This is a genomic window from Paraglaciecola sp., assembly GCF_039964565.1.
Lineage (GTDB): Bacteria > Pseudomonadota > Gammaproteobacteria > Enterobacterales > Alteromonadaceae > Paraglaciecola.
On sequence record NZ_JBDVXF010000045.1, the window covers coordinates 137,471 to 154,928 of the forward strand.

A 17,458-nucleotide genomic window follows, 5' to 3' on the forward strand; every position below is an offset into this window, starting at 1 on the left:
TAAAGTTTTAGCAATCTACTTCACCAATACTATTGAGATAAAAATTGGTGTACTTGTTCCCTTTCAGATAACACAAATAGCAAAACCACGTCACCTGGTTGCGCAAAACTCATGGCAATTTTTGCACCTGCTAGTGGGTCAGTCGCAAACTGAATTTTTTGTGCAGGTACCGATTTTTGGCGTAAGTGCTCAGCAACTATTTGTGGTACTTCGCCTAATTCACGTCCCCGCAGATATCGCTGCAATTCAGTAACGACATATAAACTGGCATCTAAGGCTAAGACTGCGTCGGTGAGATCACAAATTTCTTGATCACTTCTGTCACCAGCGTGACTAAACATCACAATCTTGCGTTTAGCCGGTAATTGATTAACGGTTTTTACTACCGCTTGCATACTGTGTTCATTATGAGCAAAATCCACCAGCACCTTAATCCCTTTAGTCTCGTAAAAATTGCCTCTTCCGGGATTGTCTTGAGCATTACTGCCGAAGCTCAGTAAACCTTGACAAATTGCCTGTGTAGATAAATTCATTGCTTTACATAAACCCACTACACCTAATGCATTTTGAACATTATGCTGGGCAGCCCCATTCAGTGTCATAGGAACCTGCTCCAACGCTGCGATACATTCCTCTTCACTACCCAGGGCATAAATAATATGCTTATCACGTATAAATACCGCTGCATTACCTGAACTTAACTGGCGCTGGATCAAAGGGTTCGTTTCTTGGGTGCTAAACCAACAGATCTTTTTACCGAGTTGCACAGCCTGTTCGACTACGAGTTTATTGTCAGCATTCAATACTAACGTGCCATTAGCATCTAGTCCTTTGGCCACCACAAACTTGGTTTGCGCTAGTTCTCCAACGGTATTAATACCATATTGGCCTAAATGGTCGCTGGCAACATTAGTAATCAACGCCGCGTTAACTGCATCAATTGGAATGCCTCTTCTTAATATTCCACCACGAGCCACCTCTAAAAACGCGAGTTCAGTGCGTGGATCCCTGAGTAACATTCTCGCCCCGCCCGGCCCCGAGTAATCACCGGTGTCAATGATGTCTTCACCCACACGAATAAAATCAGTCGAAGTAACTCCAGCAACAAAACCTGCGGCTTTAGCAATGTGCGAGGCTAAGCGCACGCTGGTAGACTTACCATTGGTACCAGTAATAAACGCCCGTGGAATATCCTGATATTGCTGCCACTGAATACTGGATAGCGCGGGTAAAGCGCGAGCTGGCCAAGTTTGCGATGATTTTCCCATTCCTAAACTGACTTCGTCGTCATCAACAATACAACTGACATTATGTTGATGTGCCGCTTGCAAAAGAGCGATCAGTTCAGGATTGCGCTCTTCAGCCAGTTCGACTTGCATTTCATTGAGCCGTTGCCTCCAATCGGGTGTAGCTGCGTTTTGTAACTCTGCTACAGTGCAATGCCACGCTAGTTCAGCAAGATCGCAAGCACAATAAAGCGCGTCCATAGGAGCGCTGAGAGCCAAATTCGCCCCTTCGCTATGCACACGGTAAATAGTTTGCTGCTGCCAGCCAAATTCAGACAACAACTTTGCCGCCCAGTGCTGCCAAAGTGTCACGACCGCATTTTTATCTATGCCAGTAATCATTACATCAACGATGGCACCGGGATGATCCCACAGTAAGTTTGGCCCAGTTAAACGCCTAGCTTCATCTAGTTCTAATCGCATGGCCTGCTTTTCCTTAATCAGAATCTTCATCATGCTCGATCACTAAACGCACCCCACGTTCATCATGAACTAGGGACTCTCCTGCATTTAATTCGAACTTATGCTCAGTGGGTTCAAACAGTTTTTCTGGGAAATCTTGAGAAGGCGTTTCGTCTTGCTTATCTAAGTCGCCACTTCCCTTAAAGTGCACAATCTGTTTCCAACAACGGGTAATGTTGTCGCCCAAAATAATTAATAAATCACCCTTGTTACAATCTTTGAGTCCTTGTTCAACAGCTTCTTCTTCAGATGGAATAATCTGAATATTTACTTCATCGATTCCAGCTTCAATTAAAGTTTGCTTCAGTAATTGCGGCACCTCATCGTGCCCTCTGCCGCGTCTATCATCATCTGCTTTACAAATGAAGCTATCGAATCCTTTAGCAGTGATATTTGAGGCAGCTAAAACGTCTTCATCTCGTCTGTCTCCCGGCATAGCCAGTATAATTCGGCGTTTACCGGTGACATCTAATCGTGTTGCTAAATCAGTGATGGTTTCGATTGCCGCTGGATTATGGGCATAATCGAGAATCACTTTAAAAGGTAATTCATCGTATATATTGAGTCGACCGGGCGCTTGATAGAAAGACGTATTAAAAATTCGCAAACCTTGACGAATATTTTCCAGCGAGGTATCAAAACTATAAGCAATGGCTGCGGCAAACATAGCATTTTGCACATTGTGCATCGCTTTACCTTCAACGGTTGCCGGGATCAAATGGGTCCAAAGTAACGGTATATGCGCACCTTTATCATAGATTGTGATCATATCGCCATTGATACCCTTTTCGAGCACAGCCGCCAATCCACCACTGCGAATATGTTCTCGCACTAATCCATGCCCCGAGTCCATGGTTACATAACAAATACGCTCAGCATCACAAAAGTCAGCCATTTGTAGACATAAATGATCGTCAGCGTTGAGTACCACCACATCTTGAGCCACCTCAACCACAACGCGTTTTATTTGCGCCAGTTGCTCTACTGTATTGATCCCCCTTTGGCCTAGGTGGTCAGCGGTCACGTTGAGACAAGCGCCAACGTTACAGCTGGTATAACCCAAACCGCGTTTAAGGATCCCACCTCTTGCGGTTTCCATTATGGCGAAATCAACATTAGGGTCACGCAATACAATTTGCGCTGCAGTGGGGCCCGTCATGTCGCCTTTTACGCTTAAATGCCCGTCAATATACACCCCATCTGTTGACGTCATGCCCGTTGTAAATCCACACGACTTCATGATGCTGGCTAACATACGAGAGGTGGTAGTTTTACCATTGGTTCCGGTAATAGCGGCAATCGGAATCCGCGAATGACTGCCAACAGGAAACAACATGTCGATGACTTTTCCAGCGACGTCTCTAGGTGTACCTTCACTGGGTGCAACATGCATTCTAAAGCCTGGCGCTGCGTTACATTCACAAATACCGCCACCAATTTCTTTATAAGATTTACTGATGTCATCTGTTAAAAAGTCTACCCCGCCTACATCAAGCCCAATGGCTTTAATCGAGCGTACTGCCATATCTCTGTTATCAGGGTGCACAATATCTGTCACGTCAATAGCGGTACCGCCAGTTGACAAATTAGCCGTAGATCGTAAAAAGAAAACTTGGCCTTTCTCCAGCACAGTGTGTTTGTTGTAGTTTGCCTCTTCTAGTAAGCGTTCGGCTTGGCTATCTAACTCTAATCTTGTTAAAACTTTTTCATGCCCAATACCACGACGAGGATCTAAGTTTACAATATCTACCAGCTTTTCAATGTTGCTTACGCCATCTCCGACAACATGGCCTGGAACCCGCTTCGCAACGGCAACGAGCTCATCGTTAACCACCAACATTCTGTGATCAAAACCAGTCAAAAAACTCTCGATTAGAATCGCTTTGCTGGTACCGTGTTTCTGGGCTTCATGGTAAGCGGTAACTACCTCTTCATCTGTTGTAAGGTTAATACTCACGCCTCTACCGTGATTAGCATTGAGAGGTTTAACTACCACAGGGTAACCTATACGATTAGCCGCCCGTGTTGCTTGCCTTTCGCCATAAACCATTATTTGTTTTGGTACCGGCAAACCTAAATCATTCAGTAAATTATGGGTATCTTCTTTATCGCAGGAAATTTCTACTGCAATATGTTTAGTTTGACTGGTAATAGTCGCTTGAATACGTTGTTGATACTTACCGTGACCAAACTGCACTAAACTATATTCGTTTAACCTTAGCCAAGGAATATTACGTTGTTCTGCCGCTGCCACTAGTGAACCAGTGCTTGGGCCAAATTCTTTGCGCTGCGCCATACGCACAAAACTGCGGAGTTCATCGTTAAAGTCAAAATCGTCGTCAATATCTGCTTGAATCGCTTGTTGCACGTTGGTAGGCATCAAGTGGGTTAATAATCGCATGCCTAGCGCACCCGCTTCGAGTCCTACATCTCTTTGTTGATATTGATAAACAACATTGTAGCAGCCAGCTTTTTCCAAACTCCTGGTGCGACCAAAGTTAACTGATGAGCCTGCTAAGTTTTGCAATTCAAGCGCTACATGCTCCCAAATATGTCCTATCCAAGTGCCCTCATCTTCTCGCAATCGCCTGATGAAGCCCCCTTCTTCTCCATAAGAACAACCATGACTGTGCAAAGTAGGCAGGGCTGCAATCAACCCTTCAATAAATTCCGTTCCTAATTTAGCGGAGGGCCATTGTTCTAATTCGCCGATATCAATTTGATAGCGTATAACCGGGAAGTTAGCGTAGATATTAGGACCAACATACACATTTTTGCTGAGGATTTTCATAGGCTAAGTTTTCCTGATCGAGAGTGACTGAAATAAGAATGCGCAGATTGTTTACGCACCAATCTAACTTATAGAAAAACGTCCACTAGCGCCAATTTTTTTAGCGTGTTTGCAACAATTGTTTGGAATGAAAATGGGCCACGATGAATATCAGCGGCCCATTTAAAAAGAAGGATTATTCGATGTAGGCTTTTCGATCGTTAATGTTGTAGCGACTTCCATTCGCCAATATATGTAACTTTAAATTTAACAATGTAAGGGCATCACCACTGCGCGCTTCAGCCATCGAAGAATGTTCAATATCTGAGGGATCAATAACAGTAATTGCGCCACTTCCTACAACAGTAAATTCATTGTCGCCATTAATAAATGCTGCAGTATCTTCATCTAACCCCATACCAAGCAAAAACGGATTGTAAGACACAGCACTTAATAGTCGCGACAATCTATTTCGCTCATTAAAATGTTGATCGACGACTATGGTATTGATTAGTCCCATGCCTGGCGCTAAATTCACGCCGTCTTCAGTAGGCACTATGCCAGTATTACCACCGGTGATCATATGTTGTGACACTATAGCCGCACCCGCTGAGGTGCCAGCTACATGAACACCTTGAGCGTTTAGCTTTCGAATCGTTTGGGCAATGGGCGTGCCACCTAAAATAGTCGATAGCCGCAATTGATTTCCGCCGGTGATAAATATGCCAGTGCAACTTTCTAATTGAGTAACATATTGTTCTTTTTTGGCGTCATTGCGATCGCTAATAGGTAACCAATGGGTATTCCCCGCGCCGAGATCTCTGAATATATTTTGATATCTCTCACCGGTATCTTGTAATTGTGAAGCCGTGGGAACGATACAAATATCGGCTTCACTACCACCACATAACTCAACAAACTTTTTTAAGATTTCTGGGTTATCAATTTTTTCTTCAGCACCACCAATAGGTATCACAAACCCGCGTTGCTGCCCTTTAATATCTGGAGACGGCATTTTTATTCCTCAAACGTACCTTTCTTAACAACTGTTTTTTTGTAGATATGCCATACACCGTTTGCCATCACATGGCTTATTCGGTTTTGACTATCTAAAACGATTAAATCAGCGTCCATTCCAAGTGCTATTCGACCTTTATTTTTAAAGTTCATTAGCGTTGCAACATTGCTTGTAAAAAATGCCAAGCAATCTTCAATTTTTGTTCCTTGATCCACCAGTTCATAAAACACGTGAGTCATAGCAATCGAATTGGCAAAATCCATTTTGGTCATATGACCATGGCAATCAAAATTTGGTAGACACCCACCACCATCTGAACTGATGGTTAATTTGTCTTGGGGGTAGTCGCTATTAATATAACGTAGTAGAGCGTCTGCTGGTTCATAACCTACTTCACCGGTTTCAAATGCGGTGACGTCTATCCAGCAACCTTGTTTAGTTAATTCACAAGCCTCCGCGAACAACTCTCTGCGTCTATTAACGTGAGTTGGGTTAAAGGTTTTAGCCGGTATTTCAGAAGCGGCTAACGCTTGGCGCACCAGTTCTAAGCCCCGCGCTCCATCACCTAAATGTAAATGCACTATTCCGGCTTTGCCTGTCATCAGCCTTGAAACATGAGCTTGTGAGGCAACCTTTAATAATTCATCAAGTGTAGGTTGCGATGACCTATGATCACTAATCGCCAGTTCACCTACACCTACAATAGCTTCGATAAAAACAATATCTGACCTTACAGAACCAGTGAGTGTAGTGGGTGGTAGGTGATATCCACCGGTATAACAATAGGCGGACAAGCCCTCTTCTCGCAATGCGTAGACCTGCGCAAGTAACGATTCAGTACTACGAGTGACATCGTCTGTACCCAGCAATCCAACCGCTGTGGTCACTCCGGCTTGAGTAAATTGACTTAAAGGGACAGCCGGAACACGCGTAGAAAAACCCGCTTCACCGCCACCACCGGTAATGTGAGTATGGGCGTCGATAAAGCCAGGAAGTAGCGCTTGGCCATGCAAATCGAGCTCATCAACATTAAGAAAAGGATCCAATACCGGTAGTTCATCCCCCAAATAGAGAATTTTTCCACCACCAATCACCAGATGTTTAAGACCTATTGCCTCTGGAGCGTAGACATTAGCGTTTTTAAGTAGGGTTATCGTACTAGCTGAAGCCACAGAATTTACCGACGTATAGTATAAAAGATTAAAACAGCGTGATCCTAAAGCACTCAGGGGCGCTTAGCAAAGGCTTTAATGAAATACGCTGTTTTAATCACTTACTAAGGCTCGCGGCAATTCTTCTGTTATTTTTGGGCGAGTAGTTTAGTGGCGTTTGCTACACTTTGTGGTTTGTGGAAATAATAACCTTGAAAGTATTCACATCCCATTTTCTGTAAGGTAGCGAGTTGCGATTCAGTTTCTATCCCTTCAGCAATAGCGGTTAACTTAAGACTTTTCGCTAGATTAACGATAGTCGCACAAATTTCGGCATCTTCTACTTTTACGTCACTCTCAGCAACAAAAGAACGGTCTATTTTGAGGATATCCAATGGTAGTATTTTTAAATAGCTAAGCGACGAGTAACCCGTTCCGAAATCATCAACCGAAACGTTGCAATTAAGAGATTTCAGTTCTTTTAAAATAGAAACACAGGTCTCTATATCTTCAATTAACATGCTTTCAGTAATTTCTATTTCTAGGTACTTACCGTCAATGTTGAAATGCGCTAATTGAGATTGAATAAAAGGCAAAAACTCTGGACTAATAAGATGTCGACCAGCTATGTTGATAGAAACCGGCAACACTTGATAACCTTCTTGAGACCAATTTTTTAGCGTTTTTAGGACTTCAACAATAACAAATTCTCCAATAGCCACAATCAAATTACTTTGCTCAGCAATGGGAATAAATTCCGCTGGAGAAATACTTCCTAAAGTTGGATGATGCCATCTTATTAAAGCTTCAAATGAAACGATTGTACCTTCGGCAGTCACTTTGGGTTGATACACCATACTGAGTTGATTGCGCTCTAAAGCGGCTTGTATCCTTCTTTCATATTCGCCATCTTCAAGGGCTTTTTTACCCATCGAGTGCGTGTACAATTGATAATTATCCCTACCTTTAGTCTTAGCATGATACATAGCAATATCAGCATACTGGATCAGTTCGTCTGGCGTAACACTACCGGACTCAGAAATTGCAATACCGATACTAGTAGGAATCCGATAGCTTTTTTCATTGATGGTGATGACATCACGTAGAGCAGTTAATACCTGTTGTGCTTTTTCACAAATACTTTCGGTATTCAGATCTCCTTTCGCAACAATAATGAATTCATCTCCCCCTAATCGAGCCACAACATCATTGTCTCCACACACCTTATTTAACCTCGAAGCAACCTGAACTAGCAAAAAGTCGCCGGCTTTGTGCCCTAAGGTATCGTTAATCTTTTTAAAATTATCTAAATCTAAAAAAAATAAAGCGATGACGCTTTCATTGAGTTTAGACTCACTTACCGCCAGGTTGAGCTCGCGCATTAGGTGGGTGCGATTGGAGAGATGAGTGAGAGGATCTTTGTACGCTAAAAAGTGTAACCTCGACTGAATTTTTTGCTCTTGAGTGACATCTCTCAGATGCAAAGTAAATTCTAGCCTCTTATCCATGCTCACTCTGGCACTGGTAATAGTAATTTCAGCGGGAAAGGATTGTCCCGAAGCGCGTTTTAATTGCAGCTTAGAACGCCTATCTAGCACTAATCCATTTGCATTTGAAAATTGATGAGACAAACTCGTCATAAAGAGCTCTTGGTCTTGGTCCTGAGCAAAGTTCTCAATAAAACTGAGACCAGAAATGTGATTTTTCAAGATCCCCAATGTGCGCTCAGCAGCGGGGTTAAACTCGATAATGTGACCTTTATAATCAATAGAAATGATGCAATCCATCGAAGAGTCTAAGATGGCGCTTTTACGTTTTTCGCTCAACTTAAATTGATTAATTGCTTGTTCGCGGGCACGCATTTCTTGCGATACTTGTGAAATAACCTGATTATACTTTTTAGCGATTTGTCCCACTTCCGTGAATGGCTCTTCTTTTACAGGGAAACTATAATTGCCCTGAATTTGATGGGTTTGCATGTCATCTAATAGTTCAATCAACTCAGTAGTAGCGTGATGTTCGCTTACATTTAACCCTCTGTTTTCGTCACTTTGCGAAACTCTAAGTGGGTGTACACGATTGAGAACAACAATGAGTACAAAACTTACGCAAAAACTAAAGGCTCCAATTGCAGTGGTACCCGTTAATTGCACCACTATCTGCTCAATCATTGATAACCCAGTACCAAGTATTAACGGGTCGCCAAAAATCCCCACAGCTAAAGTACCCCAAGCGCCTGCAAATAAATGTGTGGGGATCACCTTTAAGGCATCATCCACTTCCAATATATCTAACAATATCGAACCATAATGTGCGATAACGCCTGCCATTATACCGATGAATGCCGCTTCAATTGGCGACACTGCGTGACAGCCCGCGGTCACACCTACTAGTCCAGCGATAATACCGTTTAGACTTGAGCCAACATCAACGTATCCTTGGGTAAATTGATGCAAAAGAGTACTAGCAAGTCCCCCCCAAATACCGGCTAAACAGGTATTTAAAATAATGACAGGCACTAATTCATCAAACGTTAACGCACTACCACCATTAAAACCGAACCAACCAAACCAGATTAACATGGTGCCCAAAGCCGCCATAGGTAAATTACTACCAGACGGAAAGGCATGTTTTGACTGAAAACGCCCTAACCTTGGGCCAATAACTAGCACTGCAGCCAGCGCTACCCAACCGCCAACCGAATGCACCACAGTCGCGCCTGCAAAATCAATAAAACCGAGTTTCTCTAGCCATCCATGATTATTTTCGGTAAACGCACTCGCCCATGTCCAATGCCCAACCAAAGGGTAAATAACAGCGCTTAAAATGATAGTGATATAGATATACCCTGAAAACCGCATACGTTCTGCTACGGCTCCAGACATGAGTGTTGCTGCAGTGCTACAGAACATCATTTGAAACAGAAAAAATAAGATTTGATAAGGTGTGTTATGTTGACCGAATAGAAATTCTCCGCCTCCTATCCACCCTCCAAGGCTTGGCCCAAACATTAAACCAAAACCAAATAACCAAAAAACACTAGCGGAAATAATAAAATCGGTCACATTCTTAGCTGCAACGTTGATATTATTTTTACTACGCGTTCTGCCACTTTCTAAACATAAAAATCCCACCTGCATTAAAAAAACAAACATAGTAGAAATAAGCAGCCAAAGGTGCTCTAACATTTACTTCTGCACTCAACGTTTTGGGTATATTTCGACGAGTTCTGCAAATATTGTTCCTGCTAAAATACCCCTCATTGCGCATAAAAATACCAACAACTCCCCACTATGGTGCGCCCATGGAAAATTACCGTATTAATGCCCCAAACTAGGGCTCTTTGAGTGTTTTGGGTATGGTAGTAACATCAAACACTTGAAGGCGCTTTGCGAGATACTATTGGTACACACGCTTCAAACGATAATGATCCCGTGTAACAACGTTTTTTGAATTTTCTGAACCACTAGGAGAGAAAACTTTCAGTAGCCAAGCTATTTTTAACAGCAGCATAGGCGTCTGAAAACCTTTCATTCTTAACACAAAACCTGCAAATACCAATTTAAGAAACGCTGTTGAAAACTTGCCATTTCAGATAAACATCCAGATTTATGAAACCTTGAATTCACGCTCTTTTGGTTATTCATTATAATGCTTTTATCTGCGTGGGTAGTCACATCCCAAAACCAAGTTAACTGCTCTAGCTGGTAATCTTGGCGCTCTACCGCTGACTCATTCACAAACCAATCTACCTCACAAACACATTCATATGAGCTTTTACTTCACCATTGTTGGCGCGTACGGTTACCACCGACTCGCGATCAAATTCCACAGTAAAATATTTACCTACGCTAGAGATTTGCGATACATGGCCGGCGTATAACCAATGTTTGAAGAATACATTTTTTATCTAAGTCTGATACGCATCAGGATCCGAATAAAATCCCTGAGCGAGTGAATATCCATGGCGCTGGGCGCCGACAAGCGGCTTAATTTTGGCTGATTGTGAAAATGGCATACTTAAAATATTCCTGCTAGAGCAGTGTGATTGACAGCATTGAACGAGTATTAAATACTGTCAATCATCGCAGTAAAATTCTCAGGTAATCAGATGGTAGACGCAATCATCATTGGCGCAGGACATAACGGGTTAGTATGTGCTAACTATCTTGCTATGGCAGGTAAGAAAGTACGCATCCTAGAACGACGCGAAGTGGTAGGTGGTGCGGCCGTGACCGAAGAGTTTCATCCCGGGTTTCGAAATTCTGTGGCGTCGTACACCGTTAGTTTACTTAACCCTAAAGTAATCGATGACCTAGAACTGCATAATAATGGACTAAAAATCCTGCACAGGAAAGTCAACAATTTGTGGCCGCATGATAACGATGATTTTTTAGCATTTGAAGTTGGCTCAGATAAGCTCAAAGCTGAAATCGCTCGCTTTTCTCAACATGATGCCGATGCCCTGACGCGTTACTTTAGAGACACGGCTATGGTGGCCGATATTATTCGTGATTTTTTACTTGAGACGCCACCCAACGTTGGAGGCGGTATAAGAGACATTTTTAAAGCGGCAAAGTTTGCTAATAGACTACGTAAGTTGTCAATTGAAGATGAACGCATTGTGTTGGATATATTTACCAAATCTGTTTCTGATTTTTTAGATCTATATTTTGAGGATGAATATGTCAAAGGCGCATTTGCTTTTGATGGCATTGTTGGGAATTATGCCGATACCCAAACTCCCGGTTCTGCTTATGTTTTGATGCATCATGCCTTTGGTGAAATCAATGGTGAAAAAGGAGTGTGGGGCCACGCTGTCGGAGGAATGGGCGCAATTACTCAGGCGATGGCAAAATCGGCAACATCCAAAGGCGTAGAAATCCAAACAGCCACCGCTGTAAAAAAGGTACTAGTGCGCAACAATAAAGCTTTCGGTGTTCTGCTAGAAAATGGAGAAACCATCGAAGCGGATATCGTAGTATCTAATCTAAATCCAAGTTTACTGTATAACCAATTGCTTGAAGCAACGCAGTTGCCCGAAGATTTTTCGCGGCGCATGAAACATTACAAAAACGGCTCAGGCACTTTTCGCATGAACGTAGCGCTAAGTGAACTCCCCAAATTTACCTGTTTAGAGCAACAACAAAGAGCCTCCACAGCTCATTTAACAGGTGGCATTATTATTGGTGCAACTTGCAACTATATTGATCAAGCGTATCGTGATTCAAAACAACATGGCTGGTCCAAAGCCCCCATAGTCGAAATGCTAATTCCTTCAACACTGGATGATACTTTGGCTCCACAAGGGCAACACGTCGCCAGTTTGTTTTGCCAACAATTTGATCCAGACATTGATTGGGATATTCACCGTGAAACCGCAGCCAACTTAATCATCGAACAAGTGGACAAATATGCACCGGGTTTTAAACAATCAGTATTAGGAAAACAAGTATTAAGTCCTATTGATTTAGAGCGTAAATTTGGACTCACTAAAGGTGACATTATGCATGGTAATATGAGCCTAGATCAGATGTTTAGCACCAGACCTCTGTTGGGTCATGGCAATTATCGGGCTCCTATTGAAGGCTTATATATGTGTGGTGCAGGTACTCACCCAGGGGGCGGTGTAACCGGTGCTCCAGGGCACAATGCAGCACGTGAGATCATACGAGATAACTAAATCTGCTTAAACACCACGAATATTTACAGTAAGTAATTAACCGCGACCAACATCAGTTGCATTGTTGCTGCGGCGCCTTGAAAATCATAAATATAAAACCGGGCATACTTGCTCACTGCCGCCTCATCAAATATTTTTCAAATAATCACTATCCAAATAGGTCGTGCCAATATTTTTTACGGCATCCATGGCGATAAAACGAAAAATCATAAGTTGATAATTAACATTAATTAAACATAAAAAAAGCAAAAACAATACAATTTTGCCTATCTATGCTTTGTATATAGGCACACCAATGATGAAGAGGAAAAAATGGATAGACGTCAAATCTTAAAGTACACAGCTATGCTCACCGGTACAGCGATTTGTGCACCTTTAACGGGGATCATGCTTTCTGGTTGCAGCGACACAGCAAACGTCACCTCAACCGCCCTTGCTCCGTCTGTATTTTTTAGCGCCGCAGACTTTGACTTAATCACTCAAATTATGGATGTAATTTTACCAAAAACAGATACGCCCTCTGCCTCAGAAGTGAAAGTCAATTTCATTCTAGACGGCATGTTTGCAAATGTTTACAAGGCAGATTATCAGCAAAAGTTCACTAGACTATTTAAGGACTTTAGCGCTTTTCTAGAGTCTAAAAACTTTAGCTCTTTAACTAAAAGCGAGCAAGAGTCCTTGTTGTTATCCGTAGAAGCTCGTCCCGAAAGTGGACGTGATAATGCTTATTGGTCTTATATCGATATTAAACAACAAACGGTGGCGTTTTACCTCAGTACTGAGGAAGTCGCTGAGAATCATCTAAATTATTTACCTATTCCCGGAGAATACAAACCCTGTGTGTCCGTTGAAGATTTAGGGGGCAAAGCATGGGCGATATAAAAATGAATCCAAATAATAAGTTTGATGCAATAGTCATTGGCTCAGGTATTAGCGGCGGCTTTGCTGCAATGGAGCTTTGCACTAAAGGTTACAAGACCTTAGTTTTAGAGCGCGGTCCTATGGTGCAGCACGGCGATTACCCTAGCGCACATTTAGATACATGGGATATGCCCAATCAAGGAAAGGTATCAAAACAAGAAGTCGAGAAACACTATCCAAAACAAAGTCGCTTAGCTTGGTGGGTGAACGAAGAAAACAAATCCTTTATCAATAAAGATGATGAATATCCCTACAACGAAGATGAACGTTTTGATTGGATCAGAGGGCATCATGTTGGAGGGCGTTCTCTTATGTGGGGACGTCACTGTTACCGTTGGAGTGATATCGACTTTGCAGCTAACGCTAAAGAAGGTGTAGCAGTAGATTGGCCTATCCGTTATGCCGACATCGAAGCTTGGTATGACTATGTAGAGACCTTTGTTGGAGTCAGTGGCCAGGCAGAGGGCTTAAAACAAGTACCAGACGGTGTATTTTTAAAACCCTTTCCTCTGAATTGCGCCGAACAAAAGTTTCGTGAAGCAATAGCCGAAACTTATCCCGAGCGTGTTGTGACTCCGGGACGTGTTGCAAACTTAAGTGAATACAATCCCGAGGTACACAAAGGCGCCCGAGGGCAATGTCAAAATCGTTCACGTTGCTGGCGAGGTTGTCCGTTTGGTGCCTATTTCAGCAGCCAATCAGCCACATTACCAGTCGCCACCGAAACCGGTAATTTAACCCTTAGACCCGATAGCATAGTCATGGAAATTTTATACGATGCTGAGTCAGGCAAAGCCTCTGGAGTCAGAGTCAAAGACGCCAAAACAGGAGAAGTAATCGATTATTCAGCGCGAATAATATTCTGTAATGCCAGCACTGTGGGTACTACAGCCATCTTACTTAATAGCCGTTCTGAAACCTTCCCTAATGGGTTAGGTAATAGCAGCGGTGAGCTTGGGCACAATATAATGGACCATCACTATGGAATGGGGGCTTATGGTGAGCTTCCTAATCATAAGGACGATTATTACCAAGGACGCAAACCCGTTGGTTTTTACATTCCACGTTTTACCAATATAGATGAACAAAGCAAACGAAGTGATTACTCCCGAGGTTTTGGGTACCAAGGGCAAGCTATGCGAGGCAAAAACATACCTGATGGGAAAATAGGCGCCGACCTTAAAGGTGAAATATTTAAACCTGGTGGTTACCAAGTCAGTATGACCTGCTTCGGTGAAATGTTACCTCATCACGACAATCGTATGTACCTCGACTTCGAGCAGCGGGATCAACACGGGATGCCAATCATCACATTTGACGCCAAATTGCGAGAAAACGAAATGGCGCTGCGTGAGCATGGCGTAAAATGTGCGGTAGAAATGTTAGAAGCTGCGGGTTGTACAAATGTAGGAAGTTACAACAGCCTTACCGCTCCAGGAGCATGTATCCATGAAATGGGCACCGCACGTATGGGCCGCGATCCAAAAACCAGTGTTTTGAATAAATGGAATCAAATGCACGATGTACCCAATGTTTTTGTTACCGACGGTGCCTGCATGACCAGTTCAGGAACACAAAATCCCAGTATTACCTATATGGCGCTCACTGCTCGTGCAGTGGACTACGCCCATAATCAAATACAAGCTGGTAAGTTATAGAAGTCTGTATTTTGTAATTGAAGTTCAACGCAGTGCACTTAATCACAGTACTAAAACAGCAACTCATTGAGATGCACTGCTTGTGATACTATGCTCCAAAGATAAAACTTAAACAAAAGCTCAGCTTTGGCTGAGCTAATTTCACGCCTTGTGCTCAACACTCGTATTGTTTTTACTGCTACGAACTCAGTCCGCTCATCAATGGTTTTACTTATAAGTTAAAAATAGTGATCTTTATTGGTGATTCGCAATAAAATACTCATAGTGCAGGTCTGTTAAAAGTGCAGGTCTGTTAAAAGCACAGGTCTGTTAGACTTCACCGAGTATTTGTCGTGAGTAGCAATGAGGAAAGTATGAATACCTACCAAAAATCTCTGCAATCAATAGCAGCATTGACGCCAGAGCAATACCGGGTAACCCAAGAGAATGGAACCGAACACCCAGGAACCGGAGAATTATTAGATAATACATTACCCGGCATATACGTAGATATCGTTTCTGGCGAGCCATTATTTGCTTCATCTGCCAAATACGAATCGGGATGTGGCTGGCCGAGTTTCACTAAAGTAATAGATACAGTTAACATAACTGAAATTATCGATCACTCCCATGGTATGACTCGTACAGAAGTACGTTCATCACATGGCGACAGTCACCTTGGACATGTATTTCCAGATGGTCCAAAAGACCAAGGTGGTCTGCGTTATTGTATTAATTCTGCTTCACTACGTTTTGTTCATAAAGATGAAATGGCAAACCAAGGGTATGAAGCCTATTTAGATCAAGTTGAGGATATTTAGACATGGCAATTGAACGTGCAGTATTAGCCGGAGGCTGCTTCTGGGGCATGCAAGACCTTATTCGCAAACGCCCTGGTGTCAACTCCACTCGAGTGGGATATTCAGGAGGCGAAGTCGCAAATGCGACTTACCGTAATCATGGCAATCACGCAGAAGCGATTGAAATAATGTTCGATAACGAGGTAATAAGTTATCGAGATATTTTAGAGTTTTTCTTTCAAATTCATGATCCTAGCACGGTAAATAGACAAGGAAACGATACCGGAACATCGTATCGCTCTGCCATTTATTATACCTCTGAGGATCAAAAAGCAGTGGCGATGAATACCATCACTGATGTTGATGCATCAGGATTATGGCCTGGAAAAGTAGTCACAGAATTAGAACCAGTTGGAGATTTTTGGGAAGCTGAGCCTGAACATCAGGACTATTTAGAAACCCGCCCCGATGGTTACACTTGTCATTTCCCTAGACCTGATTGGAAGTTACCTTCTGCGTAAATGATAGTTTAGGCTCCCCCTCTCTAACTTAGTTAGGGGGATAAAAAAGTGATAGGCAGTCATTCTAAAAATCGTCATTCATTCAATGAATTAATAATATTTTGCATATTGAGAATTTGCGGTTCTTTGCCTACTTTAAATTCTGAAAACTGACTAAAATTCACTTTCTTCCATCTCTGATTTTTCACAAAATCTAGATATTTATTTACGTTGTTCTTACTGATTACTTCAAAATCATAGAGTGTATTGTGGGCAGAAAACCTATCCGCTGCGTGTTGGTAATCAAAAATTTTGACAACAGCGATAGCTCCCATTAAAAAGTGCCCACCAACTGATGCCGTAAGTTCACCTTGTTGGATTTTCAATAATGCATCTGGAAGCCAATCAAACCCACCAATGACTACAGGATTGTTAGATAAAAGCTGATATTGCTGCCAAGTTTTCAGAGTAAGCTGACCGCTAGCGCACCAAAAAATATTAGTTTCGGGATAACGCTTTAGTATGGTTTCAAAATTAGCAGCGACATTTTTCGGGTCCCAGTAGGTAGGAAATATTTGATTTAAATCGACATCTTTACGTCTATATAAAGTGGTTAAAACTTGCTCTCTAGTGCGGGACAAAAAATCAAAATTGCCTCCAATACCCGTTATTGATGGTTTGATATCGGGGTGGCGACGACGATGTTCCTCAAGCAAAGTATTTAACAGTAACGCTCCTCCTTTGACGTTATCGTATGCCACTTCACCTATCCAATGTTTGTATTTTTGTCTAGGTTTTAATAGCTCGGTTGTCTCATTATCAGTAAACGCCTGCTCTAGGGTAACAAAATCAATACCGTTGGCTTCAATTGTGTCAAAAACACTCGCAGTATTGCCATGATATGGACGAAAAATAAGGTAATCGGGTTTTGCGGGTTGGGCAAGAACTTCCTCAATTATGTCTAGAGTAGTGAAGCGGTTATCTCCACCATAAATCACATCAAGTGACACCCCTAAACTCTTAGCCGAAGCTGAGCTCGCTTGATACACCAGATCCCAAAATGCTGCGCCCTCTTCATCAGGAATGATTAGAATGACCCTGATGGCAAAAACACATTGTGAAAACAATAGGGTCGAAAGTAGTGCAAATAATCTAAAGTTCATAAGCAGCCAAATCCATTTCTACAACACATGAATACGACTTAGCATAGTTGAAACTTTTTGGAAAACC

Annotated in this window: 11 protein-coding genes and 1 pseudogene; 5 read left to right on the plus strand and 7 right to left on the minus strand. The window is 42.4% G+C overall.

Going from position 1 to position 17,458, the window contains the following annotated elements:
- Positions 1-29 precede the first annotated feature (29 nt).
- The 6 genes and pseudogenes from ABJK37_RS22425 to ABJK37_RS22450 form a co-directional block, all read right to left on the minus strand.
- Positions 30-1,709 carry a Mur ligase family protein gene (locus ABJK37_RS22425; RefSeq protein WP_348358470.1) on the minus strand — a complete coding sequence of 560 codons (1,680 nt, stop codon included), beginning with the start codon at positions 1,707-1,709 and terminating at the stop codon, positions 30-32.
- A 13-nt stretch (positions 1,710-1,722) separates the two neighbouring features.
- The gene (cphA, locus tag ABJK37_RS22430; RefSeq protein ID WP_348358472.1) at positions 1,723-4,539 is read right to left on the minus strand and encodes a cyanophycin synthetase; all 2,817 of its coding nucleotides are present in this window, start codon (positions 4,537-4,539) and stop codon (positions 1,723-1,725) included.
- A gap of 175 nt (positions 4,540-4,714) precedes the next feature.
- Positions 4,715-5,533 carry a cyanophycinase gene (locus ABJK37_RS22435; RefSeq protein WP_348358474.1) on the minus strand — a complete coding sequence of 273 codons (819 nt, stop codon included), beginning with the start codon at positions 5,531-5,533 and terminating at the stop codon, positions 4,715-4,717.
- Positions 5,534-5,535: 2 nt separating this feature from the next.
- Positions 5,536-6,708, minus strand: coding sequence for a beta-aspartyl-peptidase (gene iadA / locus ABJK37_RS22440; RefSeq protein WP_348358476.1), 1,173 nt, complete (start codon positions 6,706-6,708; stop codon positions 5,536-5,538).
- 128 nt (positions 6,709-6,836) lie between these two features.
- Positions 6,837-9,875 carry an ammonium transporter gene (gene amt / locus ABJK37_RS22445; protein ID WP_348358478.1) on the minus strand — a complete coding sequence of 1,013 codons (3,039 nt, stop codon included), beginning with the start codon at positions 9,873-9,875 and terminating at the stop codon, positions 6,837-6,839.
- A gap of 348 nt (positions 9,876-10,223) precedes the next feature.
- Positions 10,224-10,448: pseudogene (locus ABJK37_RS22450) on the minus strand (hypothetical protein); the annotation flags it as partial.
- Positions 10,449-10,798: 350 nt separating this feature from the next.
- Here ABJK37_RS22450 and ABJK37_RS22455 point away from each other — a divergent pair.
- From ABJK37_RS22455 to msrA, 5 genes are all read left to right on the plus strand, one after another.
- Positions 10,799-12,370: an NAD(P)/FAD-dependent oxidoreductase gene (locus ABJK37_RS22455; RefSeq protein WP_348358480.1), complete on the plus strand. Its 1,572-nt coding sequence runs from the start codon at positions 10,799-10,801 to the stop codon at positions 12,368-12,370.
- Between the two features lie 312 nt (positions 12,371-12,682).
- A complete protein-coding gene (locus ABJK37_RS22460) occupies positions 12,683-13,252 on the plus strand; it encodes a gluconate 2-dehydrogenase subunit 3 family protein (RefSeq protein WP_348358482.1) in 570 nt (189 codons plus the stop codon).
- Positions 13,240-14,949, plus strand: a complete 1,710-nt coding sequence (locus ABJK37_RS22465) for a GMC family oxidoreductase (RefSeq protein WP_348358484.1) — start codon at positions 13,240-13,242, stop codon at positions 14,947-14,949. The genes ABJK37_RS22460 and ABJK37_RS22465 overlap by 13 nt, the downstream gene beginning before the upstream one ends.
- A gap of 353 nt (positions 14,950-15,302) precedes the next feature.
- Positions 15,303-15,749: a peptide-methionine (R)-S-oxide reductase MsrB gene (gene msrB, locus ABJK37_RS22470; RefSeq protein WP_348358486.1), complete on the plus strand. Its 447-nt coding sequence runs from the start codon at positions 15,303-15,305 to the stop codon at positions 15,747-15,749.
- 2 nt (positions 15,750-15,751) lie between these two features.
- Positions 15,752-16,249, plus strand: a complete 498-nt coding sequence (gene msrA, locus ABJK37_RS22475) for a peptide-methionine (S)-S-oxide reductase MsrA (protein WP_348358488.1) — start codon at positions 15,752-15,754, stop codon at positions 16,247-16,249.
- Positions 16,250-16,323: 74 nt separating this feature from the next.
- Here msrA and ABJK37_RS22480 read toward each other — a convergent pair whose 3' ends face one another.
- A complete protein-coding gene (locus tag ABJK37_RS22480; protein ID WP_348358490.1) occupies positions 16,324-17,391 on the minus strand; it encodes an ABC transporter substrate-binding protein in 1,068 nt (355 codons plus the stop codon).
- Between the last annotated feature and the right edge of the window lie 67 nt (positions 17,392-17,458).